Below are 26379 nucleotides of genomic sequence, written 5' to 3' on the forward strand. Positions count from 1 at the left end.
CGCGCGGTAGGGCTGACCCTGGCCGCACGGGTACTGGTAAAGCCGGTGTTCGATCTGCGCGGTGCGGGCGATCTGATCACGTTCGGCGGCGCGCTGACGCTGTGCCAGCTGTTCTGGATCGTCCAGAGCCAGAGCGACATCGTGATCGCCGGCCGCGCGCTGGAGACGCACGATCTCGGCCTCTATTCCGAAGCCCTGTTCCTGACCCTGATCGTGACGGGCCGCTTTCTTCCCCCGATCAACGAGGTCGCCTTTCCCGCTTATGCCGAGCTGCACAAGGCGGGGCGCACGCTCGCGCCCTATTTCCTGCGCAACGCGCGCATGGTGCTGCTGGTCGTCGCCCCGATCTACGTCGGGCTCTCTCTCACGGCGGAACCTGCGATTCTCACGCTGTTCGGGGAGAAATGGGCGGAAATGGCGCCCTTTGTCGCGGGTCTGGCGCTGGCGATGCCGTTCTTTGCCCTGCAGATCATCTGTTCACCGACAACGAACGCGATGGGCCGTCCCCGGATCTATCTTACGACCGCGTTCTGCGGGGCGATCATATTCCCTGCGCTGTTCCTGGCGGGGATTCGCTTCGGCCCCATCGGTCTCGTCTATGCCTGGTGGATCGCCGCGCCGGCCCTGCTCGCCGTGACGCTGGCCCTGACCTTGCCCGTGATCGGCGCGCGCCTGCGCGATCTGGTCGTAGCGATCGCCCCCGTAGCGGCCGCAAGCGGACTGATGGCAGGAGCGGTTGCCGCGACCCAGCCTCTCGTTACGGAATGGTACCCGGTCGCGCAGCTCGCTGCCCTGGGTGCGATCGGCGCGAGCACATATGCCGTCACCTTGTGGTTTATATGGCCCGAAGTCGTTCGCGATGCCTGGGCAATGCTGCGCAGACGCTCCGCACCACTGGAGGTCGAAACGATCCCGCCCGATGCCGCTGCGGGTGCTTCGGCGACCTGACCGCTGCCGATTGCGCGCGGCACGCTTCCGGCGGCGATTCGTCGCTGAGCCCCCACTGTGGTATGATGGTCTGCCCGCCAAGGGGAGAGACCGCCATGCCGTTCCTGCTATTTGCCGCAAGCGCGCTGCTACAGACCGCTGCGCCCGAACCGATCGACACGCCGCCGCCGATCGTCGAGGCCGAGCCGATCGAGACGACGGCATCGCTGCTGGAACAGATCGCCTCCGCCGGGGGCGAGACCATCGAAAGCCGAACCGACTACTTCCAGCGGATGACCGTGCCGGTGACTATCGCCGGCCGCGGGCCTTTCCGTTTCATGATCGACACCGGGTCCCAGGCGACGGTGGTAACGCGCGGCCTGAAAGACATGCTCGCCCTCCCCTCTCTCGGCAGCGCGACCGTGGTCGGAATGGCGAGCGCGCGCGAAGTCGAACTGGTGCAGCTCGACGGCCTCGAATTTGCAGCTCGCACGTTCGACGACATCCACGCCCCGCTGCTGGAAGCGCGGCACATCGGCGCCGACGGCATTCTGGGCTTGGACAGCCTGCAGGATCTGCGCGTCCTGATAGATTTTCGCGAGAACACGATTTCGGTCGACGATGCGGAGGCGCTGGGCGGCAATCGCGGATACGAAATCGTCGTGCGTGCGCGGCGCAAGCTCGGCCGCCTCATAATTGCCAACGCCCGGATCGACGGCGTTCGTACGGCAGTGGTGATCGACACCGGCGCTCAGGGGAATCTGGGCAATATAGCGCTACAGCAGCGCCTGCGCGCGAGGAAGCGGGAAGAAGTCCGCACGACGGACGTTCACGGGACCGAGCTGGTCGGCAATCTCGCCATTGTCCGCAATCTGAAGATCGACGATTTCCAGCTGACCAACGTGCCGGTCGCCTTTGCCGATGGCCCGGCCTTCACTGCCCTCGGGCTGGCGGATACGCCCGCACTCGTCCTGGGTATGCGCGACCTGCGATTATTCGACCGAGTGGCGATCGACTTCGAATCGCGCACGGTCCTGTTCGATTTGCCTTATGGTGCCGCGCGCCGCCCCTATTATTCGTATGGGCGGATGTAGCCCGCTTCGCTGACCTGCCGCCGCCCTGCATTGCGCGCAGCGGGGGCAATCGCCACATAGCGCGCGATGCAGCGTAACGCTTCCCCCCCGGCCCCCGCGCCCGCAGATGGCTGGGCGACCATCCGCCGCTTCCTTCCCTATCTCTGGCCACGCGATAACGCCGCGCTTCGCCGCAGGATCGTCGGCTCGCTGATTCTGGTGCTGCTGGCGAAGGGGACCACGCTCGCCCTGCCCTACGCCTACAAGCATGCCGTCGATGCGATGACCACACCCGCCAACGAAGTGGCGATGGTCGCCATCGCTTTCGTCCTGGCCTACGCCGCCGGTCGGTTTGCCAGCGTCGTGTTCGACAATATGCGTAATGTGACGTTCGAGCGCGTCGGACAGGAAGCGACGCGCCACCTGGCCGAAGATACGTTCGCCCGCCTGCATCGCCTGTCGCTGCGGTTCCACCTTTCACGTCGCACGGGAGAAGTGACCAAAACCGTCGAGCGCGGGACCAAGAGCATCGATTCGATGCTCTATTTCCTGCTGTTCAACATCGCCCCCACGGTGATCGAGCTGATTGCGGTCGCGGTGATCTTCTACCTCAATTTCGGCTGGGGCCTCGTTCTCGCAACCGCGCTGACTGTTGCCGCCTACGTCGCCGTCACGCGCTGGATCACCGAATGGCGCGCGCGCCTGCGCAAGGAAATGAACGACCTCGACGGGCAGGCCCTGTCGCGCGCAGTCGATTCGCTGCTCAATTATGAAACGGTGAAGTACTTCGGGGCGGAGGCGCGCGAACGGGAGCGGTACGGAAACTCCGCCCGGGCTTATGCCGAAGCCGCCATTCGCAGCGAAAACTCGCTCGGCCTGCTCAACGTCACGCAATCGCTGATCACCAATCTGCTGATGGGCGGCGCGATGGCCTATACCGTTTGGGGCTGGAGCCGCGGCGAGCTGACCACCGGCGATCTCGTGTTCGTGAACACCTATCTCGTCCAGCTCTTCCGCCCGCTCGACATGCTCGGTTGGGTCTATCGCACGGTGCGGCAGGGGCTGATCGACATGGCGGCGATGTTCGAACTGATCGACACCGATGCGGAAGTCGCAGACGCCCCCGGCGCGCCTGCGCTGGTGGTTCGCAGGCCCAGCGTTGCGTTCGAAGACGTCGTCTTCGGTTACGAGCCGGAACGAACGATTCTTCACGGGCTCAGTTTCGAAGTGCCTGCCGGCGCGCGGGTCGCGATCGTCGGCCCATCGGGCGCGGGCAAGTCGACCATCGCCCGCCTGCTGTTCCGATTCTACGATCCCTGGTCGGGACGGGTGACGATCGACGGGCAGGATATCGCGCAGGTCACGCAGGCCAGCCTGCGCGCCGCAATCGGGATCGTCCCGCAGGACAGCGTGCTGTTCAACGATACGATCGGCTATAATATCGGATACGGCCGCGACGGGGCAACGGATGAAGAGATCGCCGCTGCCGCGCGCGATGCCGCGATCTGGCCGTTCATCGATCGGCTTCCCGAAGGCCTGAACACCGAAGTCGGCGAGCGCGGCCTCAAGCTTTCGGGCGGGGAGAAGCAGCGAGTCGCGATTGCCCGCACCCTGGTAAAGGACCCGCCAATCCTGCTGCTGGACGAAGCCACGAGCGCGCTCGATTCGCGGACCGAGCAGGACATTCTTGCGACGCTCCACCGTGTCAGCGAGAACCGGACCGGCCTGTCCATCGCGCATCGCCTGTCGACCATCGCCGACGCTGACGAGATTCTGGTGATGGACCAGGGCCGCCTGGCCGAAAAGGGCAGCCATACCGCCCTGCTGCGGGCCGATGGCCTCTATGCAGAAATGTGGCGACGGCAACAGGCGGAACGACGCCGGCCGGGAAATACGCCAGCCTAGAACCAGGCGGGCGAAGCGCCCCGCCTTGCTTCCCCAGCACGCCGCGAGCGGGTTGCACCGGGGGCGATGATCGGTCAGAGGGACATGCTGCATCGCAGCATCGCCAATGCAGGCGACCAACGACGGAACTTTGCCATGATTTCAACCGCCGCGTTCAAGCGCGACTGGTTCGGCCAGCCACGCGCCGACATTCTCGCCGGAATCGTCGTCGCTCTGGCGCTGATCCCCGAAGCCATCGGGTTCTCGATTATCGCCGGTGTCGATCCGCGCGTGGGGCTCTATGCCTCGGTCGCGATTGCGATGGTGATCGCCTTCACCGGCGGGCGCCCCGGCATGATCTCGGCCGCAACGGCGGCGGTCGCAGTGGTCGTGGTGCCGCTGGTGCGCGATCACGGGGTCGAATACCTCTTCGCCGCGACGATCCTGATGGGCATCTTCCAGGGTATCGCCGCGCTGCTGCGGCTCGACCTGCTGATGCAGTTCGTCTCCCGCTCGGTCATCACCGGCTTCGTCAATGCGCTGGCGATCCTGATCTTCATGGCGCAATTGCCGCAGCTCGACCCCACTGCCGACGGTATCGGCTGGATGACTTACGCCATGGTCGCCGCCGCGCTGGCGATGATCTACCTCATCCCCAAGGTCTTCACCGCCGTGCCCAGCCCGCTGATCGCGATCATCGTGCTGACCGCGCTGTCGATCTGGATCGATGCGCCGGTCAACACGGTGGCCGACATGGGCGAACTGCCCGAGGGCCTGCCCTATTTCGCGCTGCCCGATGTCCCGCTCAACTGGGAAACGCTGGCGATCATTGCGCCCTACTCGGCCACCATGGCCGCGGTCGGCCTGCTCGAATCGCTGCTTACCGCCCAGATCGTCGACGACATGACGCATACTGGCAGCAACAAGCGCCGCGAGAGCGGTGGCCAGGGCGTTGCCAATGTGGTTGCCGGGCTGTTCGGCGGCATGGGCGGCTGCGCGATGATCGGCCAGTCGGTCATCAACGTCACCAGTGGCGGACGCGGGCGCTCGTCCAGCTTCGTCGCGGGTCTTTCGCTTCTCATCCTCATCGCGGTGCTCGGCGATATCGTCGGCCAGGTGCCGATGCCGGCGCTGGTCGCGATCATGATCATGGTGTCGATCGGGACCTTCTCGTGGAACTCGATCCCCAATATCGGCAAGCATCCGTGGCAAAGCTCGGTGGTGATGCTGGTGACGGTGGCCGTGGTCGTGGCGACGCACAATCTGGCGCTGGGCGTGCTGGCAGGCGTGATCCTGTCGGGCGTGTTCTTCACCCACAAGGTGATGACCATGTTCGAAGTCGTACGCGAGCGCGAGGGCGAAACCGCGATCTACCGCGCCAAGGGGCAGATCTTCTACGCCAGCGTCGAACGGTTCGAGGCCGCGCTCGGCCCCGAAAGCACGCAGCCCGATCCCGCCGACCACGTGATCATCGACGTATCGAAAGCGCATTTCTGGGACATCAGCGCGGTCGGCGCGCTCGACAAGGTGGTCGAACGCATGCGCCGCAACGGTCGGAGTGTACAGGTCATCGGGCTCAACCGCGCGAGCTCGGATCTGGTCGACAAGTTCGCGCTGACCGACAAGACCGGCGTGGAGATCGGCCTGGCGCCGCATCCTTGAGCGAGCTTTCCGCTTGTGGGGTTGGAAAGGGATATGAAGGTTTGACGCCAACGTTGCACTGAGGCTCATTCTGAGATTGGATCGTCCAACCAAACTTCGTGGGCGTTTAGACTACTGAAGTCAGCTGCCATAACGAGGTCTCGCCAGTCTATCTGACCAAGCGCCGTTGCTTCTGCCAGTTTGTCGAGCGATCCAGAGCTGATCTTGAGCGCTGCTGCGCGGACTCGCTCTATCCACATTGGATCTGCAAAGCCGCCGGGAATACGTGGGCCACACTCAGATAACAGCAACTGGTGGGCGATTTGCTGCTCATCAGTGGCAAACAACTCGGCCAACTTGGTGGCTAAGCGCGGTGTTAAAGCGATTTCGGACACCATTGTATGGCTAGCTGCTCAGATCAAACCCGCAAGAGCAGCGCCGACAAAGCTGTTAACGTCCGCAATCGGGTCGCAAAGCACCATTCAGTAATGGCCGCTCTGGGTCGGGAACGCTTCCCGAAAAATCCGCTACTTCCATGACGCCGCCAGATTGCGCAGCACATTGAGTGCCTCGTCGGCGTCGCCGGTAGGCACGAAGGCATGATCGTGGTGGTACGCCGCGACCATGTTGCAGGCGATGCCCGTCTCGGCCAGCGCACCCGACACGGCGGCGGTCAGCCCCACGCCTTCGAGGTCCGAATGCACCATCAGCGTGATGCGCGCGAAGTCAGGGCCTTCGATGCCCAGTTCTTCGGCCACGGCGGTCGGGACGATCGCGGTTACGCCCTCATCCTCGCGAAACGTCCCGATGGCCGCGCCGAGCAGTTGCGGGGCGGTGTCCGGGCTGACGAGAACGAAGCGCCAGCTGCGCGGATCGAGCCGGGGCGCCATGGCGGCGATCATCGCCCGGCCATCGCGCACCGGCCCCTCCATTACAGGATGTACTTGCTGAGGTCGGCGTCGCCGGCCAGCTCCTCCAGCCGTTCGCGGACATAATCGGCGTCTATCGTCACGGTTTCGCCGGAGTGATCCTCGGCCGTGAAGCTCAGTTCCTCCAGCAGCTTTTCCATCACCGTCTGCAAACGCCGCGCGCCGATGTTTTCGACGCTTTCGTTTACCTGAGCCGCAATGCGCGCGATTTCCTGCACGGCATCGTCGCCGAGCTCGAGCGTGACCTGCTCGGTCCCGATCAGCGCCTTGTACTGTTCGACCAGGTTGGCCCGCGTTTCGCTGAGGATGCGGACGAAGTCCTCCTCCGTCAGGGCGCGCAGTTCGACCCTGATCGGCAGGCGGCCCTGCAACTCGGGCAACATGTCGCTGGGCTTGGACAGATGGAACGCGCCACTGGCGATAAAGAGGACGTGATCGGTCTTCATCGGCCCGTACTTGGTCGAAACCGTCGTGCCTTCGATCAGCGGCAGCAGGTCGCGCTGCACGCCCTCGCGGCTGACCGAACCGCCGCGCACATCGCTGACCGCGATCTTGTCGATTTCATCGAGGAACACGATCCCGTTGGTTTCGGCATTTTCCAGCGCAACGCGGGCGACGTCGTCCTGATCCAGCCGGCGTTCGGCCTCTTCCTCGACCAGCTTGTCCCAGGCATCGGGGACTTTCAGCTTGCGCCGCTTGAGGTTCTGCTTGCCCATTGCCTTGCCCAGCATGTCGGACAAGTTGATCATCCCCACGTTGCCGCCCATGCCGCCCAGATCCAGCGGCATCTGCGGCGCTTCCTCGACTTCGATCTCGACCTCTACGTCGTTCATCGCGTTCTGGACGATCCGTTCGCGAAACGATTCGCGCGTCGCCTCGCTGGCGTTTTCGCCGACCAGCGCCTTGAGCAGGCGATCCATCGCCGCCTTCGACGCTGCCTCGCGCACGGCCTCGCGCCGGCGATCTTTCTCCAGCCGGATCGCTTCTTCCACCAGATCGCGCGCGATCTGTTCGACATCGCGCCCGACATAGCCGACTTCGGTGAACTTGGTCGCTTCGACCTTCACGAACGGTGCCTCTGCCAGCTTCGCCAGCCGGCGGCTGATTTCCGTCTTGCCGCACCCCGTCGGCCCGATCATCAGAATGTTCTTGGGCGTCACCTCGTCGCGCAGATCGGGCGCAAGCCGCTGCCTGCGCCAGCGATTGCGCAGCGCGACCGCAACGGCACGCTTGGCATCCTTCTGGCCGACGATGTGCTCGTCCAGAGCGGCGACGATCGCCTTCGGGGTCATTGATTCGGTCATATTGCGATACAATCCGGTCAGCAGGTTCAGACGGTTTCGACCGTCACATTGCCATTGGTGAAAACGCAGATGGCGGCCGCGACCGCCATCGCCTTGCGCGCGATCGTTTCGGCATCGTCTTCATAGGCATCGAGCGCACGCGCAGCGGCAAGGGCATAGTTGCCGCCCGATCCGATGGCGGTGATCCCCGCCTCCGGCTCCAGAACGTCGCCATTGCCTGTCAGGACGAGCAGGGCGTCCTTGTCGGCGACGATCATCAGGGCTTCCAGATTGCGCAGATACTTGTCGGTCCGCCAGTCCTTGGCGAGTTCGACGGCGGCGCGCATCAGCTGGCCGCTATATTGCTCCAGCTTTTTCTCGAGCCGTTCGAACAGGGTGAAGGCATCGGCCGTTGCACCGGCAAATCCGGCGATGACCGCATCGTCTTTGCCGATGCGGCGCACCTTGCGCGCGTTGGGCTTCATCACCGTGTTGCCCATGGAGACTTGCCCGTCCCCGGCGATCACGGTCTGGCCGCCCTTCTTCACGCCGATGATGGTGGTTCCGTGCCACTGGATCAGGCCGTGACTTGCTGCGTTTTCGCTCATGCCTCGCGATATGGGGAGGCCGCGGCCCCGGTCAAGCGAAGCGGGCCCAGGTCAGGTGCCCGGACCGGCCCCGCCACCCACGCCGGCGGCACCGACCTGGCCGATATTGCCGAACAGATCCTCGAAGAAGCCGCGCTCGCGCCCGAGTGTCGGCGTTTCATCACCATCGGGGCTGAGATAGGCGACCTTTTCCAGCCCCGACTGTTCTGCCGCAACGACGTTGCCGCTGCCATCGAACGAAACCGCCAGAACCGAATGTTCCCTGATCGTCGGGCTGACGAAAGGCCGGCGGCCGGTCACGCTGGACACATAATACCAGGTCGGCTGGCCGAACTGGCTGGTGAACGTCGGGCGTCCCAGAGTCGCGGCGACCGACTGCTGATTGTCGATCCCCGGCTGAATGGCCGAAACGAGTGTCGGGTCCTGGATATAGCCGCGGCTTTCGCGGATCGCGCTGCACCCGCTTGCCGCCAGCGCCGCCGCCAGAACAGCCGCCACGCCGAGAACCTTGCCTGCCTTCATCGAGAAACCTTCCGAAATCGTCGCCCACACCCTTTGCCAGGTGCGGAGAAACCTTCTATCGGCGCGAGCCTTACGGCGATGCGCGCGCGCTTGCAACTTTGCCACTTGCGCGGATTGGCTGTGGCGGCTTGAATTGCCGCTGAACACGCGGACAGGCACGACAGGCAATGTCAATTCTAACGAAGATTTTCGGGCGTCGGAGCGATCCGAGGGACGACCTCATCCCACTCTGGCGCGCGGTCGTGGCCACGGCGCGGCAGCCGCAGTGGTATGGCGAATGCGGTGTCGCCGATAGCGAGGAAGGGCGTTTCGACATGCTCTGCGCCGCGCTGGCCACCGTGATCGTCCGCATGGAACGCGACGAAGATCTGCATGCCCGCACCGCGCTGCTGACCGAACTGTTCGTGGAGGACATAGAAGGTCAGTTGCGCCAGCAGGGGATCGGCGATCCGACGCTGGGCAAGCGCATGGGCAAGCTGATGAGCGCGCTGGGCGGGCGGATCGGGGCCTACCGCACCGGCCTCGCCGCTGCCGACGATAGCGCCCTGATCGAAGCGGTCGAACGCAACGTCACCTTCGCCGGGACGCCCGATGCCGGGTGCGTGGCGCAGCGCCTCAGGACATTTCACGGTGCCTTGCTGGAGATTGCCGACGCGAGATTTCTGGACGCGGAGTTTGCGCGATGAGCCAGAACCAGAACGAGATGTCGCGGATCGTCCGGCTGCGCCATGCGGATGGCGAAGCCATGACGATAGAGGCCACTGCCGATGAACGGATCGCGCTGGCCGAAAGGTTCGGCGTGGTTGCAGTCGACAGTCTGCAGGCACGGGTTTCGCTGAAGCGCGAAGGCGAAGTTGTCGCCGTGACCGGCCGCCTGGAAGCCGATCTGATCCAGAGCTGCGGGATTTCGAACGAGGATTTTCCGGTTCGGATCGAAGAACCGTTCGTGGTCCGCTTCGTACCCCAGATGGCGCACAGCGTGCCGGACGAGGAAATCGAGCTGGAGGAATCCCAGCTCGACGAAATCGAATATTCAGGCGATTCGTTCGATCTGGGCGAGGCGATCGCCCAGTCGCTGGCTCTCGCGATCGATCCCTACGCGGAGGGGCCAAACGCCGATGTCGTGCGCCGCGAAGCCGGTATAGTTTCCGATGAAGCACCTTCGGGCCCCCTCGCCGACGCTCTCAGGAAACTGAGCGAGGGATGAACGCGCCGGGCGCAGGGCAAGGCCCCGGCCCGGCTGCCGTAACCTCAGAACGGAATATCGTCGTCGAGATCGTCGTAATTGGAACCGCCGGACGCAGCGCCGCCGCCGACTGAGCCGCCGCTCGATCCTGCACCGCCGCCCTGGTTCCAGCCGCCGCCGCTTGCGCCGCCGCCGCTACCACCGCCGGACGAACCACGATCCCAGTTGCCACCGCCGCTGCGCTGGCCACCACCACCGCCCCCGGCACCGGGAGGACCGTCGAGCATCGTTAGCGTTCCGGTGAAGCCGCGCAGCACGATTTCCGTCGAATAGCGATCCTGACCGTTCTGGTCCTGCCACTTGCGGGTCTGCAACTGCCCTTCGACAAAGACCTTGGAACCCTTGCGCAGATAGTTCTTCGCAACGTTGATCAGCCCTTCGGAAAAGATCGCGACGCTATGCCACTCGGTCCGTTCCTGACGTTCGCCGGTGTTGCGGTCTTTCCACTGCTCGCTGGTGGCAATGCGCAAGTTGCAGACCGCGCCGCCGTTCTGAAATTCGCGTACTTCGGGATCGGCGCCGAGATTGCCGATCAGCATGACTTTGTTGAGGCTGCCCGCCATAGGAATCGCTTTCCTCTCGATATCAGGCCGGTGGCTTAGCCAATGGCACAGTGGCGCGCCACCCCGGGGCCGCGCCAAACTGAAGATAGTTTTGTACTCGCGACGTCAGCCGGAACAGCTTTCGTCCGCGTGATTTCCCCCGGCAATGCGGGCGAATCGCTGTTCGAAATCGTGGGCCAGATCCGCGACCGCTATCGATTCGAACCGATCGCGCAGCAGTGCCTCCGCTTCGCCCAGGGTTTCGGCCATGCGCGCATCGACGGCCTGTTCCACAAGGCAATCGGGCCGTTCGGCATTGGGGCCGATATTGAACAGGGTCGGCTCGCCGATGGCCCGATAAACGTCCAGCAGGGTGATGGAGCCGAGCGCACGCTTCAACTCCCAGCCGCCGCCATGCCCCTTCTCCGATGCGACGATGCCCCGGTCTCTCAGCCCGGCCATCATCCGGCGCACGACGACGGGATTGGTGTTCAGCATCCTGGCAATATCGTCCGAAGTCGCGCGCTTCACGTGCCGGTCCAGATGGATCAGCACGTGCAGGGTTCGGGCCATGCGGGTATCGCGGGACATGCGGCTCTGCCTTTCAGGAGGCCGGCGAATATGTCGGATGGGCGCCGCTGGCAACGCCCGGCCCCAGGCCTGGCAGAGGGCCCTGCTCAGGAAATTGGCGTTCAGCGCAGTTCTGCGCCGCGCGCCACCTCGGGCATGAGTATCCGGGCAAGCGCGGGCGAATCTTCGCCATAGCTTTGCCAGTGGGTCAGCTTGCCGCCCTGCGCACGCGCGCGCCATAGCGTGTCGTGCGACAACCGCTCTTCCCGCGCAGACGTGCGCCCTTTCAGCAGGACATCGCCTTCGTGCATGACGATCGTCATATCGTGCAGCTTGTATTCGGGGTCGAGTTCGAACAGGCGGCGCGTCGCGGTTGCGACGTTCTTGCGCCCTTCGATCCATTCACCGCGACTGTCGACGTAACGCACATGCTCATCGAGCAATGCGTCAACCCGCGCGGCATCGCGCGAGTTCATCGCCGCGACATACGATTTCACCACCCTTATCGGTTCGGGCGTGTTCCATTCGAACATGGTTCGGCCTTCCCGCACCGCCTTTGTGGCCGGATCCCGTCATACGGCCATCGAACGATACGGGCGCGACCCTACCACCGGGGGTCGAGTCGCGCCTAATCATGTAAACAGATTTACGATCAACTCGGCTTCAGCGGCGATCAGCCGACGATTTCGTCCTCGTTGAAGAAGAAATCGATTTCGATTTTGGCGTTCTCGTCGCTGTCCGAACCGTGGACCGTGTTCGCTTCGATGCTTTCGGCAAAAGTCTTGCGGATCGTGCCTTCGTCGGCATCGGCCGGGTTGGTCGCGCCCATCACGTCGCGGTTGCGCTTGACTGCATCGACGCCTTCCAGAACCTGGACCACGACAGGGCCGCTCATCATGAATTCGACCAGTTCGCCGAAGAAGGGGCGTTCCTTGTGAACGGCGTAGAAGCCTTCGGCCTGTTCGCGGGTCATGCGGATGCGCTTGGACGCGACGACGCGCAGCCCGGCGTCTTCCAGCATCTTGGTGACCGCGCCGGTCAGGTTGCGGCGGGTGGCATCGGGCTTGATGATCGAAAAGGTGCGGGTGACCGCCATGGGTTGTTCCTTCGGTATCGGGGAGTGCGGAAATTCGTGCGGCGCGCAAGTAGCCTCGCCGTGCGTTTGCCGCAAGCCCGGTTGATCACCGCGGCTACTAGAAGGCCTCGCCCGCCATCAGCTGGCCAGTGGTCTGTTCGCCCTCCGCCGTCGCGGTGAAGCTGAACGGCGAACCGTCGCGGGCCTTGCCGCCGATCATGCGCATGGTGTCGGTTGTCATGTCCAGCGTGATGTCGACGCCGGCGCTCTCCGCCTGCCTGCGATAGAACGCGATCATGTCTTCTGGCGCGGCGTCCGATTCCATCGTCACCAGCGCGCCTTTCGATCCGGCTTCCGCGAACACCGTATTGGTCGATACCGTCGCGCCGGGATAGACCGTGAAGCCCTGCGGCAGATCGACCGGCACATCCGCGCCCGACCGCATCACCGCAGTTCCATCGTCCGTTTCCATCCGCGCAGTGACGCCTTCCCCGTCACGCTCGACCGCATAAGTGCCCGATCCATCGTCCCCGTCGCCGAACGTGCCCGATGATTCCCCGCTGCACCCCGCCAGCCATATCGCCAGCGCCATTCCGATGATCGATCGCTTCATGGAAATCCCCTTCGGCCGGCCAAATGCAGGCGGCAGCCTAGGCCGCCGATGACAAAGATCAACGCTTGCGGACCCATTTGCCCGCCTCAAGCTCGTGGAATTCCCGCTCGATATCGTCGCGCCCGTCGAACCGCCGCCAGACATCGCGGGCAGCGGCGCGGCCGTCTTCGTCGAAGAACAGCAGCGCGCGGTCGAAGGCTTCGGCGGCGTCGCGCCATTCGCCGTCGGCCAGCGCCACGACCTGCGCGCCGTTTTCCGCAGCGCAGGCTTGCGACAGGAGCACGGGCTGATGTGCAGCATGAGCCCCGTCTGCGCGACCGTTGGCGAGAAATTCCGCCGGCGCATTGTCCCACAGGGCACCGCCGATACGGTCGAGCAGCTCTGCGTCACCAGCCACGACCAGAAGACGCTGCCCCTGGCGCAGCGCCGCGCGCGCTATCAGCGGCAGGACCCGCTCCACCGGCTGCCCCGGCGCGAGATAGAACCCGACGCGCGAGGCCACGCCGGCAGCCTCAGCCTTCCAGAGTGTTGCGCACGAAGCGATCTATCAGACGCGCGCCGTAGCCGGTTGCACCCTTGTCCCAGGTGGCACCCGGCTTTTCCGCCCAGACCATGCCCGCGACATCGCAGTGCGCCCAGGCCACGCCCTTGTCGATATAGCGCTGGAGGAACTGCGCGGCGGTGATCGAGCCGGCAGGGCGCGGCCCGACGTTCTTCATGTCGGCGATCTGGCTGTCGATCAGCTTGTCGTACGCCGGATCGAGCGGCATGCGCCACAGCTTGTCGCCGCTGGCCTTGCCCGCCGCCAGCAGATCTTCGGCCAGGCTGTCGTCGTTTGCGAAAACACCCGCGTGTTCGCTGCCGAGCGAAATCACCATTGCGCCTGTCAGGGTGGCGAAATCCACGATCCGCTTGGGCGAATATTCCTTCTGCGCCCAGTGCAGCGCATCGCACAGGACCAGCCGCCCTTCGGCATCGGTATTGATGACTTCGATTGTCTGGCCCGACATCGAGGTGAGGATATCGCCGGGCCGGATCGCATTGCCATCGGGCATGTTTTCGACCAGGCCGACCACGCCGACGACATTGGCCTTCGCCTTGCGCCGCACGACCGCGAGCATTCCGCCGACCACTGCGCCGGCGCCGCCCATGTCCCACTTCATGTCTTCCATGCCCGCACCGGGCTTGAGCGAAATGCCGCCGGTGTCGAAAGTGACGCCCTTGCCGACGAAGACGGTCGGGGCTTCCTGCCCGCCGCCGTTCCAGCGGATCGCCAGCAGTCGCGAAGGCTGGGCCGAACCCTGCCCCACGCCCAGCAGCGCACCCATGCCGAGCCGTTCCATCTCGTCTTCATCGAGAACGGTCAATTCGGCACCGGTCCCCTCGAACGCTTCGCGGCACTTTTCCACGAAGCTGAGGGGGTAGACCTTGTTCGGCGGCTCGGTCACGAGTTCGCGAGTCAGCTCGACCCCGTCGGCCAGTGCCGCCGCATCGGCCCAGGCACCCTCGGCGCCATCGGGTGCGCCCACGGCCACCACGGTTTCCAGCGAACGCTTCTGCTCGTCCTTCAGCCGGGTGCGATAGGCATCGTGCCGCCACGCCCGCAGGCGCAGGCCGAGAAGAACCGCGGCCACCGCGTCGGCGGACAGGCCGGACGCGGAAAAGTCGATCGTCAGCGTCGTTTCACCCGACGTCAGATAGCGGGCGGCGAGCGCCGCACCGGCTTTCTCCAGCCCGGCGGTCCGCGCTTCGCCATCCGGCGAACCCGCGCCGGCCAGCGCCACGCGCGTAACGGTGCCGCCGCGGTCGACGAACCCTTCGAACAGCTCGCCCGGCCTGCCCTTGAACCTGGCGGACCGTGCGCCTTCGGCCAGAGTGGGCTCGATCCCGTCGGGCAGAGTGTCGCGATCGGCGACCAGCGCAATCAAACGGTTTCCTGCCGGGAGGGTGGGGGAAAATTCGAAATTCATGAAAACTCCGGGAATTTGCTTTGCGCGGCACCCTGACGCCTGGCTGCGCCGGGCCGTGGGGGGCGATATGCGATGGCGATTGCGATTAGGCGCGACCGGTGCAATAGGCAAGCCATGCTCCCCGCTTCGCCGACCGCGCCGCAAGCCGACAACAGCCGCTTGTTTCGGGCTGCATGGCTCACGGGCGCAGCGCTGGCCGCGCTTGCGGTTCCGGCCATCTCACACGCGCAGGACGGGTCACCCGCCCCAACGGAAGAAAGCCCCGCCCCAGAAGACGATCTGCTGCGCACGCCCCTGCCGCCCGCCAACCCGGCCGACATGCCCGTCGCCCCGGCGAGCGATGACGAGATCGCGTTCGAAACCGATACGCTCGCCTACGATTCGAGCGGCGACATCGTCACCGCCACCGGCAATGTGGTGCTGCGCAGTGCCGACCGGTCGGTTCGCGCCGATCAGGTCACCTGGAACCGCGCCACCGGCCAGATCGTGGGCAGCGGCAATGTCCGCTTCGTCGATGAAGAAGGGAACCAGCTCTATACCTCGCGGATCGAACTGACCGACAAGTTCGAAGCGGGCGCGATGGAAGATCTGCTGCTCGCGCTGCGCGAAGGCGGAAGGCTGGCGGCGGAGGCGGGCACGCGGGGCGATGACGGCACCGTCATCCTGACCAGCGCGGCCTATACCGCCTGCGCGGTGAGCGACGCCGAAGGCTGCCCCAAGAACCCGAGCTGGCGCGTTACGGCGGACCGGGTGGTCTACGACCCGGCAGACAACCGGGTGCGTTTCACCGGCGCCTTCCTGGAAATCTTCGGCGCGCGCCTCCTGCCCTTGCCGGGCCTCTCGATCCGCACTGACGGGCGGGCGGTTTCGGGTTTCCTGGTCCCTGACCTGCGAGTTTCGGAATCGAACGGGGTGGAAGTCAGCGGCAGTTATTACTGGCGCGTGGCCGACAACAAGGACCTGACCCTTGGCGCGCACGTGTTCACCGAAGCCCCGCCGATGGCATCGGCCCAGTGGCGCCATCTTACGGAAAGCGGTGCCTATCAGATCACCGGCTACGCCACCCACAGCAGCCGCATTTCCGACATCACCAGCGCGGCGATTTCGGAAAGCGATCCGCGCGGATATCTGTTCGCCAACGGCAAGTTCCAGTTCGACCCGCACTGGAGCCTGACCGGGTCGCTCCGCCTCGCCAGCGACCGCACTTTCCTGCGCCGGTACGACATCAGCCGCGACGACCGCCTGCGATCGACGTTCGATCTGGAGCGGATCGACGACAATTCCTACCTCTCGATCGCCGGCTGGGCGACGCAGACCTTGCGGATCGGGGTGCCGCAGGGCGAAGTGCCGGTGGCGCTGCCGGTGATCGACTATCGCCACCGGCTGGCCGATCCGGTCGGCCTGGGCGGCACGCTGGAACTGCAGCTCAATTCGCTGGCGATCATGCGTGACGAGGGGCAGGACACGCAGCGCGCCTTTGCCGGTGCGCGGTGGGATCTGAAGCGCATTACCGGCATGGGCCAGGTGGTCACGCTGACCGGGATGGTGCGCGGCGATGTCTATCACAGCGACGAGAACGCGCTGACCGAAACCGCCGTCTATCGCGGTAATCCGGGCTGGGAAACGCGCGGGATCGCGGTCGCCGCGCTCGACATCGAATGGCCTTTCGTCGGCGAAGCTTTCGGCGGCACGCAGGTCTTCACCCCGCGGGTGCAGTTCGCCGCCAGCCCACCGATCCGCAATCTGCAGGTGCCGAACGAGGATTCGCGGGCCATCGATCTGGAGGATTCGAACCTCTTCGCGCTCAACCGTTTCCCCGGCTACGACCGGGTCGAAGACGGCGCGCGGATGACATACGGGTTCGACTGGGAGCTTCAGGTGCCCGACTGGCGCGTTCGCACCACCGTCGGCCAATCCTACCGCTTCGACAAGGACCCCGGCATCTTCATCGACGGCACCGGCCTTAGCGAACGGATATCCGATTTCGTGGGCCGGACCGAAGTGCGATACCGCGACTTCGTCAGCTTCACGCACCGGTTCCGGCTCGACAAGGACAACCTCGCCGTACGCCGCAACGAGCTTGACGCAACCGTGGGCAGCAAGCGGACTTACGCCGAGATCGGCTATCTCCGCCTCGACCGCGACATTGCGGAGGAGATCGAGGATCTGCAGGACCGCGAGGAATTGCGCCTGGCGACCCGTATCGCATTTGCCCGCTACTGGTCGCTGTTCGGCGCCGGTGTGTTCAACCTGACCGATCGGCAGGAGGATCCGACCTTCACATCGGACGGTTTCGATCCGGTCCGCACCCGGCTGGGCGTCGCCTACGAAGACGACTGCCTCGAATTCGGCGTCACCTGGCGGCGCGACTACACCGACGCGGGCGATGCCCGGCGCGGCGACACGTTCCAGTTCTATTTCGCGCTGCGCAACCTCGGCTTCCGCTAGCCGGTTGCACAGGTCGCCGACCATCGCGATTGGCAGTCGGGCGCAAGTGCGCTATCCGGCCGATCACTCAGCTTTGGTTAAGTCGTCGATGGCGATAGGCCGGGCCAGATGCGGGCGCCAGTTGCGCCGTAACGGGATTTGCACGTGATCGAATACAGGTTTTCCAAGTTTCTTGCCGGTCTTGCCGCCATGAGCCTCGCGACCGCGCCGGTCGCGCTTCAGGCGCAGTCGGCCGTGGCGTCCAATCCGCTCGACATTCCCGACAACGTGTCGCTGCTGAAACAGAGCGATCCGAACGTGCGCACCGCCACCGCGGTGGTCAACGGATCGGTCATCACCCGGACCGATATCGAACAGCGGCTGGCCCTGCTGCTGTCGTCGGCCAACCTCCCGCCCGAACAGATGCAGGCGGCCCGTATGCGGATTTTCCGCAATCTGATCGACGAAACGCTTCAGATCCAGGCGGCAGAGGCGCAGGAAATGCCCGTCACCGATCAGGAAGTTCAGTCCCAGTACGCTGAAATCGCCCGACGCAACGGGCAGGACGCGGCCGGAATGGATCAGGCGCTGCGGGCCATGGGATCGTCCCCCGCCTCGCTCAAGCGGCAGCTCCGCGCCGAAATCGCCTGGCAGCGCCTGTTGAGCCGCAACGTCGCCCCGTTCGTCAACGTTTCGGCGGAAGAGGTGAAGGAAGTTCTGGCCCGGATGGAGGCTGATCGCGGCAAGGAAGAATACCGTCTGGGCGAAATATTCCTGGCCGCCACGCCCGCGAGCAGCGCCGCGGTGCAGGAAAATGCTCGCCAGATCGTGGAACAGCTTCGCCGCGGGGCCGACTTTTCGGTCTATGCCCGCCAGTTTTCCGAAGCGACCACCGCGGCCAATGGTGGCGATCTCGGCTTCGTCCGGCTCGAAACGCTGCCCGCCGAAATGGCGTCCGTCGCCCGCGAAATGCAGCCGGGCCAGCTGGTCGGACCGTTCGAAATTCCCGGCGGGTTCGAAATTCTCTATCTGATCGACAAGCGGCAGATCGGCATGGCCAATCCGCGCAATGCGATCCTCAGCCTAAAGCAGATTTCGATCAGCTTCCCGCCCAATTCCACCGACGCGCAGGCAAGCGCGCGGGTCGAACAGTTCGCCGCCGCGATCCAGGGCATGCGCGGCTGCGGCGATGCAGAACGTGTCGCGGCGGAAATCGATGCCGAGGTGGTGACCAACAACGGGATGCGCGTCGCGCAGTTGCCCGAACCGTTGCAGCCCGCAATCCTCGAACTCCAGGTCGGGCAGGCGACACCGCCGTTCGGATCGATCGAGGAAGGCGTGCGCGTTCTGCTGCTGTGCGGACGCGACGATCCGCAGGCGGAAGGTGGCCCCACTTTCGATCGGGTCATGTCCCAGATCGAAGACGACCGCATTGCCAAGCGCGCGCAAAGCTATCTGCGCGACCTGCGCAACGACGCCTACATCGAATACAATTGAGCGTCGCGTCGCCCGGTCCACTCTCCGGCCCGCTGGCGATCTCGCTCGGCGATCCGGCAGGGATCGGGCCCGAGCTGATTGCGGAAGCATGGTCGCGCCGCGATAGCGAGCGGCTGCCCCCTTTCGCCGTGATTGGCGGAGCGGAGATTCTACGCGCCGCGGCACGCTCTCGCGGGATCGAGCTTCCGGTGAAAGCCATCGCCAGCCTCGATGCCGCGGGCGATGCCTTTGCCGCCGCCCTCCCCGTGCTGGACCTGCAAGACGGCGCATGGTCCCCCGGTGCCCCGTCGCGCGAAGGCGCGGAACTGGCGATGGGTTCGCTGGCAGAGGCAACCCGGCGCACCGTTCGGGGTGAGGCCGCCGCGCTGGTCACTGGCCCTGTCGCCAAGGCCCGTCTGGCCGAAGTCGGCTTCGACCACCCCGGCCAGACCGAATATGTCGCCACCGCCTGCGGGATCGCGTCCGGCGATGCGGTGATGATGCTCGCCGGCCCCCGCCTGCGTGCGGTGCCGCTGACCGTTCATGTCGCGCTGGCTCAGGTGCCCACCCTGCTGACGCGGGATCTGATCGTGCGCCGTGCACGGATCGTGGCGACGGCGCTGCAAAGCGATTTCGGCGTTTCGCGTCCGCGCCTCGCCATAGCCGGCCTCAATCCCCATGCCGGTGAAGACGGGCGGTTCGGTGATGAGGAGCAGCGCATCATCGCCCCCGCCGTGGCCCTGCTGCGCGAAGAAGGAATCGACGCCGCCGGCCCGTTCCCGCCCGATGCCATGTTCACCGCACGGGCGCGCGAGCAGTACGATGCCGCGCTGTGCATGTTTCACGATCAGGCGCTGATCCCGCTCAAGACGCTGGATTTCGATGAGGGCGTGAATGTCACCCTGGGCCTCCCGCTGGTCCGCACCAGCCCCGATCATGGCACGGCTTTCGACATTGCGGGCAAGGGGCTGGCCGATCCCGGCGCAATGATCGCGGCCATCCGCATGGCCGGCGATTGCGCAGCGCGCCGGGGATGAGCGTCACCCTCCCCCCCTTGCGCGAGGTGATCGCCCGGCACGGCCTCAACGCTTCCAAAGCGCTGGGACAGAACTTCCTGTTCGACGCACAACTGCTCGACCGGATCGCCGCAATTCCCGGCGATTTGCAGGGCAAGGCCGTGCTGGAGATCGGGCCCGGCCCCGGCGGGCTGACGCGCGCCCTGCTCAAGGCCGGGGCGCGGGTGACGGCGATCGAGATGGACCGCCGCTGCCTGCCCGCACTTGCCGAACTGGATCTGGCCTATCCGGGTCAGCTGCGGGTGATCGAAGGCGATGCCATGCGGATCGACCACGACGCGGAAATGGGCGAACCTTACGCGGTGGTTGCCAACTTGCCCTATAACGTCGGCACCGCATTGCTGGTGCGCTGGCTGGGCGGCGCGACATGGCCTCCACGGTGGACCAGCCTGACGCTGATGTTCCAGCAGGAAGTGGCGCAGCGCATCGTCGCAGGGCCGGGCACCGGCGCCTATGGCCGGCTGGCAGTACTGGCGCAGTGGCGCAGCGCCGCCAGGCTGGCGATGAAGGTGCATCGCAGCGCCTTCACCCCGCCGCCCAAGGTGATGAGCGCGATCGTCCATATCGAACCCGGAACAATGCCCGATGGGGTTGCGCCGCGAACGCTGGAACGGGTGACAGAAGCCGCCTTCGGCCAGCGGCGCAAGATGCTGCGGCAGAGCCTGAAGGGCCTGCCGGGCGCGCTCGACGCGCTGGCCGCCACCGGGATCGATTCGCAACGACGGGCGGAAACGCTAGACGTTGCGGATTTCGTAGCGGTTGCCCGCGCGCTCGGCTGATGGCCGGCCCCGCCGCGGACCGCCCGGAGGGCATCCGCGGCGGAAGACCCGGCGTGCATCAGAAGTCCGAGTAACTCGCCGGCAATCTGGTGACGCGGGGCAGGCCTGTACCGCCGCCCCGCGCGCCGGTCAGAGGCCTTCCACGCTCTTGCTGACGAGGATATTCACTGCGACGCGGCGGTTCTGCGCCTTGCCTTCCGGCGTCATGTTATCCGCCAGCGGATCGGCTTCGGCCATCCCGGTCGGGGTCAACATGCGATAGGGTGCCCAGCCGCAGGCCTGCTGCAGATAGTTGACCACGCGGCTGGCCCGCTTCTCGCTGAGCTGCTGGTTGAATTCCTGGCTTCCGGTCGAATCGGTGTAGCCGACGACCAGCATCAGGGCGTTCTCGGTCGCTTCGGCCTGAGCGGCGGTGGCGCAAAGATCGGCCTTCGCCTGTTCGGACAGAACGGCCTTGCCCACATCGAAATGCACGTTGGCCGTGCCCCTGATGTTGTATTTGTCGATATCGCCCATGCGGCCGCGCAGCGCCTCGGTCGCCGCAGTCTGCTCGGCAAAACCCTGCGCGGTGCCGTTGCGGATCATCGAGGCGATACGAAGATCCTTGTCCTTGAGGTCGATCCGGCTGGCAATCAGGCCGCCGCCCCATTCCACGGTTTCCACCGATACCGGCAAACCGTTGAGCAGCGCGTCGGCGGCAAGGGTATCGCGGTCGAGGCCCAGGAAACCGCCGCGAGCCCTGATTTCGGTGGCCTGCCCCACCGCGACAACGGTGTAGGTGCCGTCCTCACCCGTGACCTGCAACCTGTCGCCATCGCGCGCGGAGATGACGCCTTCGATCTCCGGCCCTTCGGGAAGGTCCGTCAGATCGGCTGGAAGCGAGCCGTAGACGGTCGTTTCGTACTGGTCCTGCGCCGCCTGCTGCTGCGCGTAGGCGCCGCCCGAAACCGACACCGAAAGCATCGCCAACAGGAACAGCCCCTTCGGCTTTCTGGAAATGAAACTCATTGCATTACTCCTTCGATCTGCATCAGCCGGCCCTGGGTGACCGGCTGTTGAGACCCCCCACCTTGTTCGCTGCATGTCGCGCGGCGCACACCCGCACCGTTCGACATCGCGACGGCACGGCTGTTCAGAATAACCTTTCGGACCGGTGAACGCTCCCGGTCCGTCGTGCCCAGTGCGGTCGGCCCGCGCGCGAGTTGCGATGAACCGAACCGCCGGGGTGGCGCCGGCAACCGCTACCCCTGCTTCGCCACCGCGCGCCATTCGTGCAGCAGCGGCTCGGTATAGCCGCTCGGCTGATCTACTCCCCTGAACACGAGATCGCAGGCAGCGCGGAAGGCCGGGCCGTCCTCGTTCCCGGCAAGCGGCACGTAAGATGGATCGCCCGCATTCTGCTGGTCCACTTTCGCGGCCATGCGGCGCAAGCTGTCCATCACCTGATCGCGCGTGCAGACGCCGTGGAGCAGCCAGTTGGCCATGTGCTGGCTGGAAATGCGCAAGGTCGCACGGTCTTCCATCAGCCCGACATCGTGAATGTCGGGGACCTTGGAACAGCCGACCCCGTGATCGATCCAGCGCACGACATAACCGAGCAGGCCCTGGGCGTTGTTGTCCAGTTCTTCGCGCACTTCGTCTTCCGGCCAGTTCGTCCCATCGGCCAGCGGGATCGCCAACAGCGCATCCAGCCCCGGCGCCGCGCCCAGTTCGCTCTGCCGGGCAAAAACGTCCAGCCGGTGATAGTGCAGCGCGTGCAGCGTGGCGGCGGTCGGACTGGGGACCCAGGCGGTGTTCGCGCCAGCCTGCAGATGGCCGATCTTCTGTTCCATCATATCGGCCATCATATCGGGCGCGGCCCACATGCCCTTGCCGATCTGCGCCTTGCCCGACAGTCCGCAGGCAAGACCGATCGCGACATTGCGCCTTTCATAGGCGTCGAGCCAGGTGCTGGTCTTCATCGCGCCCTTGCGGATCATCGGCCCGGCCTGCATCGACGTGTGGATTTCATCGCCCGTGCGATCGAGGAATCCGGTATTGATGAACGCGATCCGGTCCTTCACCGCGTGAATGCAGGCGGCGAGATTGGCGCTGGTGCGCCGTTCCTCGTCCATCACGCCGACCTTGATCGTATGGCGGTCGAGGCCCAGCAAATCCTCTACTGCATCGAACAGGTCGTTGGTGAAGCTGCATTCCTCGTCGCCGTGCATCTTGGGCTTCACGATATAGATGCTGCCCGCACGGCTGTTGCGGAACCGCGAATGCCCGCCAGTGTCGAGCGCGCCGATCGCGGCGGTGAACACCGCATCCATGATCCCTTCGGGGATTTCCGCCCCATCGGGCAGCACGATCGCCGGGTTGGTCATCAAATGGCCGACATTGCGAACGAACAGCAGGCTGCGCCCCGGTAGCGTGCGTTCGCTGCCGTCGGGGGCGGTGTAAGGCACATCGTCGGACAACGCGCGGGTCACACTGCGCCCGCCCTTTTCGAACGTCTCGTTCAGATCGCCGCGAATGACGCCCAGCCAGTTGCGATAGGCCAGCGCCTTGTCCTCGCCATCGACGGCGGCAACCGAATCCTCGCAATCGCAGATCGTCGTCAGCGCGGATTCCAGGACGACATCGGCGATCCCTGCCGGATCGTCCTTGCCCACCGGATGATCGCGGTCGATCACCACCTCGATATGCAGGCCGTTGTTCACGAACAGCGGGCCGCGCGCGGTCCGCCCGGCGAACTGCGCCGGATCGGCCAGCGCGATGTCACCTGAAAGGTCGGACACATCGGCCCACGAACCCGAAGCGAGCGGCACCGTATCATCGAGGAACCGGCGAGCGCGGGCAATCACCGCCGCGCCGCGATCCGCATCGTAACCGCCCGGCCGCGCGGCGGGCGCGTCGAGCGCATCGGTGCCGTAGAACGCATCATAGAGGCTGCCCCAGCGCGCGTTTGCAGCGTTGAGCAGGAAACGCGCGTTGAGCACGGGCACCACCAGCTGAGGGCCGGCCATCGTGGCGATTTCCGCATCGACATTGCGCGTGCCGATGGCGAACGGTTCAGGCTCCGCAACGAGATAGCCGATTTCTTCCAGAAACGCGCGATAGGCGCCGGCATCGTGGCTCCCCCCCTTGTGCTCCCGATGCCATGCGTCGATTCTGGCCTGCAGATCCTCGCGCTTCTGCAGGAGCACGCGGTTACGCGGGGCGAAGCGCGCCACGAGGTTGGCAAATCCGCGCCAGAAAGCGTCGATGTCCTGCCCCAGCACGGGGAGGACATCGTCCTCCAGCAGCTCCGCAAGCGCGGGGTGAACCTGCAATCCGGCGCGTTCGATCTTGTCGTTCATTGGTCCTCACTCGTTGCTGGCTGCACGAACACTACGTGCGCGATTGTGGCATTATCCCGGGGAGGAGGACAGCCGCGCTATGGCCAAGCCAGCGGCGGATTGCAACGGGAACGGGCTTGGACTGGCGCCCCCGCCGGGCTAGACCGGGTTACGAATGAAACCGGATCTGGACACCACCGCCGTGCTCGACGCGATCGACGCCCCCGCCATGCTGGCGCAAGTGCAGGCGTGGAGTGCGATCAACACGGGGACCGCCAACCTGGAAGGGCTGGCGCGCCAGGCCGATGCCCTGGCCGAAGCGTTCGCCGTGCTTCCGGGGGAGATCGAAATGATCGACCCTGCGCCGGTGACCGCGATCGCGGCCGACGGGGCGGAGGTGGAGCGGCAATTCGGCCGGCATCTCGTCCTGCGGGTGCGCCCCGATGCGCCGCGCCGCCTGCTGCTGACCGGACACATGGATACCGTCTTCCCCCTCGACCATCCGTTTCAGGACCAGCGCTGGCTGGACGACGAAACGCTGAACGGCCCCGGCCTTGCCGACATGAAGGGCGGGATCGCGGTCATGCTCCATGCCCTGAAGGCGTTCGAGGCGAACGATGCGGCCCCGCATCTCGGCTACGACGTGATGATCAATTCGGACGAGGAAACCGGATCGCTGGCCTCGGCCCCGCTGATCGAGCAACTGGCACAAGGCAAATATGCCGCGCTGACGTACGAACCATCGGCCCTGCCCGACGGCACGCTCGCCCACGCGCGGGGCGGCAGCGGCAATTACTCGCTGACGATCACGGGCAAATCCGCCCACGCGGGGCGCAACCCGGAAGATGGGCGCAATGCCATCGTCGCCGCCGCCGCGCTGACGATGGGGCTGAAGCGGCTCCAGGACGGGGACTGCCCGGTCAATCCGGCACGGATCGAAGGGGGCTCCGCCAACAACGTCGTGCCCGATCACGCGGTTCTGCGGTTCAATATCCGCCCCAAGAGCCCCGATGCCGCCGAACGGTTCGAACGCGGGCTGGCCGAACTGGTGGGCGAGGTGCAGCAGGCGCACGACGTCGCGATCCATCGCCACGGCGGGATCACGCGCCCGCCCAAGCCGGTCGATCGCCGGGCCCAGAAGCTGTTCGACCTCGTCCATGAATGCGGCGTCTCGCTGGGGCAGGACATCGGCTGGAAATCCACCGGCGGCGTTTGCGACGGCAACAATATCGCCGCCACCGGGGTCCCCGTGGTCGACACGATGGGGGTGCGCGGCGGCGCGATCCATTCGCCGGATGAATTTCTTATCGTTCCCTCGCTCGCCGAACGCGCCGCTCTCAGCGCGCTGGTGCTGGGCAGGCTTGCCACTGGAGATCCCGTTTGACTTTCGCCCTGCGCGCCGCGCGCACCGACGACCTCGAACCCATTTACGAAATGGCCAAGCTGACGGGCGGCGGGTTCACCAACCTGCCCCCCGACCGCGATGCGCTGACGGCCAAACTGGCACGCGCCGATGCCGCCTTCGCCCGGCGTGAAGACGAGCTGGGCGACGATCAATTCGTGCTGGTGCTGGAAAATACCGCAAGCGGCGAAGTGCGCGGAACGTGCCAGCTGTTCACCCAGGTCGGGCAGCAATGGCCGTTCTATTCCTATCGTCTGACCACACTGACCCAGCATTCGCAGGAACTGGACCGCACGGTCCGGGCCGAACTGCTCAGCCTCGTCACCGATCTGGAAGGGTGCAGCGAAGTTGGCGGCCTGTTCCTGCATCCGGGCGAGCGTGCCGGCGGGCTGGGCCTGCTGCTCGCGCGCAGCCGGTATCTGTTCATCGCCATGCATCGCCGGCGCTTTGCCGATCGCGTACTGGCCGAATTGCGCGGGATTATCGACGAACGCGGCGGTTCCCCCTTCTGGGACGGGGTGGCCGGGCGCTTCTTCGGCATGAGCTTTCAGGAAGCCGATTATTTCAACGCGATCAACGGCAACCAGTTCATCGCCGACCTGATGCCCAAGCACCCGGTCTATATCGCCATGCTGGACGATGATGCGCGCAGCGTAATCGGCCTGCCGCACCCATCGGGCCGGGCGGCGATGAAGATGCTGGAGAACGAAGGCTTCGCCTACGAAGGGTATCTCGACATATTCGACGGCGGACCGACGATGACGGCGCGAACCGACCGGGTGAAAAGCGTCGCCGCTGCAAAGCCGCTGGAAATCGAACGCTGCGATCTCGATTATGGCGAACGTGCGATCGTCGCGACCGGCGAACTCGAAGGGTTCCGGGCCGCATACGGGATGCGCGAAATCACGCCCGAAGGCACAGTGGCAATCGACCAGGCGGCGGCAGGCGCCCTGAAGGTTGCGCCCGGCGACGTGATCTGGAGCGTGGCGCGGTGAACCGGCATTGCCGCCCGCCCC

At 65.4% G+C, this 26379-nt stretch carries 26 protein-coding genes (1 of these 26 only partly in view); 12 read left to right on the forward strand and 14 right to left on the reverse strand.

The window, feature by feature from the left end:
* The 4 genes from AM2010_RS08815 to AM2010_RS08830 all read left to right on the forward strand — a co-directional run.
* Positions 1–948: the 3' portion of a lipopolysaccharide biosynthesis protein gene (locus tag AM2010_RS08815; RefSeq protein WP_236699492.1), read on the forward strand. 582 nt of this gene lie to the left of the window's left edge; the window shows 948 of its 1530 coding nt (coding positions 583–1530); the start codon falls outside the window, past its left edge; its stop codon occupies positions 946–948.
* A 95-nt stretch (positions 949–1043) separates the two neighbouring features.
* Positions 1044–2021 carry a retroviral-like aspartic protease family protein gene (locus tag AM2010_RS08820; RefSeq protein ID WP_053044026.1) on the forward strand — a complete coding sequence of 326 codons (978 nt, stop codon included), beginning with the start codon at positions 1044–1046 and terminating at the stop codon, positions 2019–2021.
* 66 nt (positions 2022–2087) lie between these two features.
* On the forward strand, positions 2088–3905 hold the full coding sequence (locus AM2010_RS08825; protein WP_047806749.1) for an ABCB family ABC transporter ATP-binding protein/permease: 1818 nt from the start codon (positions 2088–2090) through the stop codon (positions 3903–3905).
* Between the two features lie 135 nt (positions 3906–4040).
* The gene (locus tag AM2010_RS08830) at positions 4041–5546 is read left to right on the forward strand and encodes a SulP family inorganic anion transporter (protein ID WP_047807845.1); all 1506 of its coding nucleotides are present in this window, start codon (positions 4041–4043) and stop codon (positions 5544–5546) included.
* Positions 5547–5611: 65 nt separating this feature from the next.
* On the opposite strand, the gene AM2010_RS08835 is transcribed toward AM2010_RS08830, so the two are convergent.
* The 5 genes from AM2010_RS08835 to AM2010_RS08855 all read right to left on the reverse strand — a co-directional run bounded on the left by AM2010_RS08835 (position 5612) and on the right by AM2010_RS08855 (position 8867).
* Positions 5612–5920, reverse strand: coding sequence for a hypothetical protein (locus tag AM2010_RS08835; RefSeq protein ID WP_156178728.1), 309 nt, complete (start codon positions 5918–5920; stop codon positions 5612–5614).
* A 132-nt stretch (positions 5921–6052) separates the two neighbouring features.
* Positions 6053–6457, reverse strand: a complete 405-nt coding sequence (locus AM2010_RS08840) for an ACT domain-containing protein (RefSeq protein WP_047806751.1) — start codon at positions 6455–6457, stop codon at positions 6053–6055.
* Positions 6457–7758, reverse strand: a complete 1302-nt coding sequence (gene hslU, locus AM2010_RS08845; protein ID WP_047807846.1) for an ATP-dependent protease ATPase subunit HslU — start codon at positions 7756–7758, stop codon at positions 6457–6459. Before hslU ends, AM2010_RS08840 begins: the two co-directional genes overlap by 1 nt.
* Positions 7759–7784: 26 nt before the next feature.
* The gene (gene hslV / locus AM2010_RS08850; protein WP_047806752.1) at positions 7785–8345 is read right to left on the reverse strand and encodes an ATP-dependent protease subunit HslV; all 561 of its coding nucleotides are present in this window, start codon (positions 8343–8345) and stop codon (positions 7785–7787) included.
* A 51-nt stretch (positions 8346–8396) separates the two neighbouring features.
* A complete protein-coding gene (locus tag AM2010_RS08855) occupies positions 8397–8867 on the reverse strand; it encodes an outer membrane protein assembly factor BamE (protein ID WP_047806753.1) in 471 nt (156 codons plus the stop codon).
* Between the two features lie 242 nt (positions 8868–9109).
* Here AM2010_RS08855 and AM2010_RS08860 point away from each other — a divergent pair, with 242 nt between their 5' ends.
* Together AM2010_RS08860 and AM2010_RS08865 are read left to right on the forward strand one after the other, a co-directional pair.
* Positions 9110–9553, forward strand: a complete 444-nt coding sequence (locus tag AM2010_RS08860; protein WP_236699494.1) for a ubiquinol-cytochrome C chaperone family protein — start codon at positions 9110–9112, stop codon at positions 9551–9553.
* Positions 9550–10074, forward strand: a complete 525-nt coding sequence (locus AM2010_RS08865) for a YceD family protein (RefSeq protein WP_053044027.1) — start codon at positions 9550–9552, stop codon at positions 10072–10074. The genes AM2010_RS08860 and AM2010_RS08865 overlap by 4 nt, the downstream gene beginning before the upstream one ends.
* A gap of 44 nt (positions 10075–10118) precedes the next feature.
* On the opposite strand, the gene ssb is transcribed toward AM2010_RS08865, so the two are convergent.
* The 7 genes from ssb to AM2010_RS08900 form a co-directional block, all read right to left on the reverse strand.
* A complete protein-coding gene (gene ssb / locus AM2010_RS08870; RefSeq protein WP_047806755.1) occupies positions 10119–10676 on the reverse strand; it encodes a single-stranded DNA-binding protein in 558 nt (185 codons plus the stop codon).
* A 105-nt stretch (positions 10677–10781) separates the two neighbouring features.
* On the reverse strand, positions 10782–11246 hold the full coding sequence (locus AM2010_RS08875; protein WP_047806756.1) for an Rrf2 family transcriptional regulator: 465 nt from the start codon (positions 11244–11246) through the stop codon (positions 10782–10784).
* A 101-nt stretch (positions 11247–11347) separates the two neighbouring features.
* Positions 11348–11758: a nuclear transport factor 2 family protein gene (locus AM2010_RS08880; RefSeq protein WP_047806757.1), complete on the reverse strand. Its 411-nt coding sequence runs from the start codon at positions 11756–11758 to the stop codon at positions 11348–11350.
* 140 nt (positions 11759–11898) lie between these two features.
* On the reverse strand, positions 11899–12321 hold the full coding sequence (ndk, locus tag AM2010_RS08885; RefSeq protein ID WP_047806758.1) for a nucleoside-diphosphate kinase: 423 nt from the start codon (positions 12319–12321) through the stop codon (positions 11899–11901).
* A 97-nt stretch (positions 12322–12418) separates the two neighbouring features.
* Positions 12419–12913, reverse strand: a complete 495-nt coding sequence (locus tag AM2010_RS08890) for a hypothetical protein (protein WP_047806759.1) — start codon at positions 12911–12913, stop codon at positions 12419–12421.
* Between the two features lie 58 nt (positions 12914–12971).
* Complete coding sequence (locus AM2010_RS08895) at positions 12972–13415, reverse strand: DNA polymerase III subunit chi (protein ID WP_047806760.1); 444 nt, start codon at positions 13413–13415, stop codon at positions 12972–12974.
* Positions 13416–13425: 10 nt separating this feature from the next.
* Positions 13426–14883 carry a leucyl aminopeptidase gene (locus tag AM2010_RS08900; protein ID WP_047806761.1) on the reverse strand — a complete coding sequence of 486 codons (1458 nt, stop codon included), beginning with the start codon at positions 14881–14883 and terminating at the stop codon, positions 13426–13428.
* 114 nt (positions 14884–14997) lie between these two features.
* On the opposite strand from AM2010_RS08900, the gene AM2010_RS08905 reads away from it, so the two are divergent.
* The 4 genes from AM2010_RS08905 (at position 14998) to rsmA (ending at position 20641) form a co-directional block, all read left to right on the forward strand.
* Positions 14998–17331 (forward strand): LPS-assembly protein LptD, encoded by a 2334-nt coding sequence (locus AM2010_RS08905; RefSeq protein WP_047806762.1) that lies wholly within the window; start codon positions 14998–15000, stop codon positions 17329–17331.
* A gap of 144 nt (positions 17332–17475) precedes the next feature.
* Entirely contained in the window at positions 17476–18807 is a 1332-nt protein-coding gene (locus tag AM2010_RS08910; RefSeq protein ID WP_047806763.1) for a peptidylprolyl isomerase, read from the forward strand.
* A complete protein-coding gene (gene pdxA / locus AM2010_RS08915; protein WP_047806764.1) occupies positions 18804–19823 on the forward strand; it encodes a 4-hydroxythreonine-4-phosphate dehydrogenase PdxA in 1020 nt (339 codons plus the stop codon). The genes AM2010_RS08910 and pdxA overlap by 4 nt, the downstream gene beginning before the upstream one ends.
* Positions 19820–20641 (forward strand): 16S rRNA (adenine(1518)-N(6)/adenine(1519)-N(6))-dimethyltransferase RsmA, encoded by an 822-nt coding sequence (gene rsmA / locus AM2010_RS08920; RefSeq protein ID WP_047806765.1) that lies wholly within the window; start codon positions 19820–19822, stop codon positions 20639–20641. The genes pdxA and rsmA overlap by 4 nt, the downstream gene beginning before the upstream one ends.
* A gap of 129 nt (positions 20642–20770) precedes the next feature.
* On the opposite strand, the gene AM2010_RS08925 is transcribed toward rsmA, so the two are convergent.
* Together AM2010_RS08925 and AM2010_RS08930 are read right to left on the reverse strand one after the other, a co-directional pair.
* A complete protein-coding gene (locus tag AM2010_RS08925; RefSeq protein ID WP_047806766.1) occupies positions 20771–21649 on the reverse strand; it encodes an OmpA family protein in 879 nt (292 codons plus the stop codon).
* Positions 21650–21882: 233 nt separating this feature from the next.
* Entirely contained in the window at positions 21883–23982 is a 2100-nt protein-coding gene (locus AM2010_RS08930; RefSeq protein ID WP_047806767.1) for a malate synthase G, read from the reverse strand.
* A 154-nt stretch (positions 23983–24136) separates the two neighbouring features.
* On the opposite strand from AM2010_RS08930, the gene AM2010_RS08935 reads away from it, so the two are divergent.
* Positions 24137–25345: a hydrolase gene (locus AM2010_RS08935; RefSeq protein ID WP_047806768.1), complete on the forward strand. Its 1209-nt coding sequence runs from the start codon at positions 24137–24139 to the stop codon at positions 25343–25345.
* Positions 25342–26358, forward strand: a complete 1017-nt coding sequence (locus AM2010_RS08940; RefSeq protein WP_047806769.1) for an arginine N-succinyltransferase — start codon at positions 25342–25344, stop codon at positions 26356–26358. Before AM2010_RS08935 ends, AM2010_RS08940 begins: the two co-directional genes overlap by 4 nt.
* Positions 26359–26379: the final 21 nt, after the last annotated feature.

The sequence above is a fragment of the Pelagerythrobacter marensis genome (genome assembly GCF_001028625.1).
Lineage (GTDB): Bacteria > Pseudomonadota > Alphaproteobacteria > Sphingomonadales > Sphingomonadaceae > Pelagerythrobacter > Pelagerythrobacter marensis.

Bases quoted from the DNA above. Each gene is read 5' to 3' on its own strand.
- AM2010_RS08820 (WP_053044026.1), top strand. From the start codon at position 1,044: ATGCCGTTCCTGCTATTTGCCGCAAGCGCGCTGCTACAGACCGCTGCG.
- AM2010_RS08825 (WP_047806749.1), top strand. From the start codon at position 2,088: ATGCAGCGTAACGCTTCCCCCCCGGCCCCCGCGCCCGCAGATGGCTGG.
- AM2010_RS08830 (WP_047807845.1), top strand. From the start codon at position 4,041: ATGATTTCAACCGCCGCGTTCAAGCGCGACTGGTTCGGCCAGCCACGC.
- AM2010_RS08840 (WP_047806751.1), bottom strand. From the start codon at position 6,457: ATGGAGGGGCCGGTGCGCGATGGCCGGGCGATGATCGCCGCCATGGCG.
- hslU (WP_047807846.1), bottom strand. From the start codon at position 7,758: ATGACCGAATCAATGACCCCGAAGGCGATCGTCGCCGCTCTGGACGAG.
- hslV (WP_047806752.1), bottom strand. From the start codon at position 8,345: ATGAGCGAAAACGCAGCAAGTCACGGCCTGATCCAGTGGCACGGAACC.
- AM2010_RS08855 (WP_047806753.1), bottom strand. From the start codon at position 8,867: ATGAAGGCAGGCAAGGTTCTCGGCGTGGCGGCTGTTCTGGCGGCGGCG.
- AM2010_RS08865 (WP_053044027.1), top strand. From the start codon at position 9,550: ATGAGCCAGAACCAGAACGAGATGTCGCGGATCGTCCGGCTGCGCCAT.
- ssb (WP_047806755.1), bottom strand. From the start codon at position 10,676: ATGGCGGGCAGCCTCAACAAAGTCATGCTGATCGGCAATCTCGGCGCC.
- AM2010_RS08875 (WP_047806756.1), bottom strand. From the start codon at position 11,246: ATGTCCCGCGATACCCGCATGGCCCGAACCCTGCACGTGCTGATCCAT.
- AM2010_RS08880 (WP_047806757.1), bottom strand. From the start codon at position 11,758: ATGTTCGAATGGAACACGCCCGAACCGATAAGGGTGGTGAAATCGTAT.
- ndk (WP_047806758.1), bottom strand. From the start codon at position 12,321: ATGGCGGTCACCCGCACCTTTTCGATCATCAAGCCCGATGCCACCCGC.
- AM2010_RS08890 (WP_047806759.1), bottom strand. From the start codon at position 12,913: ATGAAGCGATCGATCATCGGAATGGCGCTGGCGATATGGCTGGCGGGG.
- AM2010_RS08900 (WP_047806761.1), bottom strand. From the start codon at position 14,883: ATGAATTTCGAATTTTCCCCCACCCTCCCGGCAGGAAACCGTTTGATT.
- AM2010_RS08905 (WP_047806762.1), top strand. From the start codon at position 14,998: ATGCTCCCCGCTTCGCCGACCGCGCCGCAAGCCGACAACAGCCGCTTG.
- rsmA (WP_047806765.1), top strand. From the start codon at position 19,820: ATGAGCGTCACCCTCCCCCCCTTGCGCGAGGTGATCGCCCGGCACGGC.
- AM2010_RS08925 (WP_047806766.1), bottom strand. From the start codon at position 21,649: ATGAGTTTCATTTCCAGAAAGCCGAAGGGGCTGTTCCTGTTGGCGATG.
- AM2010_RS08930 (WP_047806767.1), bottom strand. From the start codon at position 23,982: ATGAACGACAAGATCGAACGCGCCGGATTGCAGGTTCACCCCGCGCTT.
- AM2010_RS08935 (WP_047806768.1), top strand. From the start codon at position 24,137: ATGAAACCGGATCTGGACACCACCGCCGTGCTCGACGCGATCGACGCC.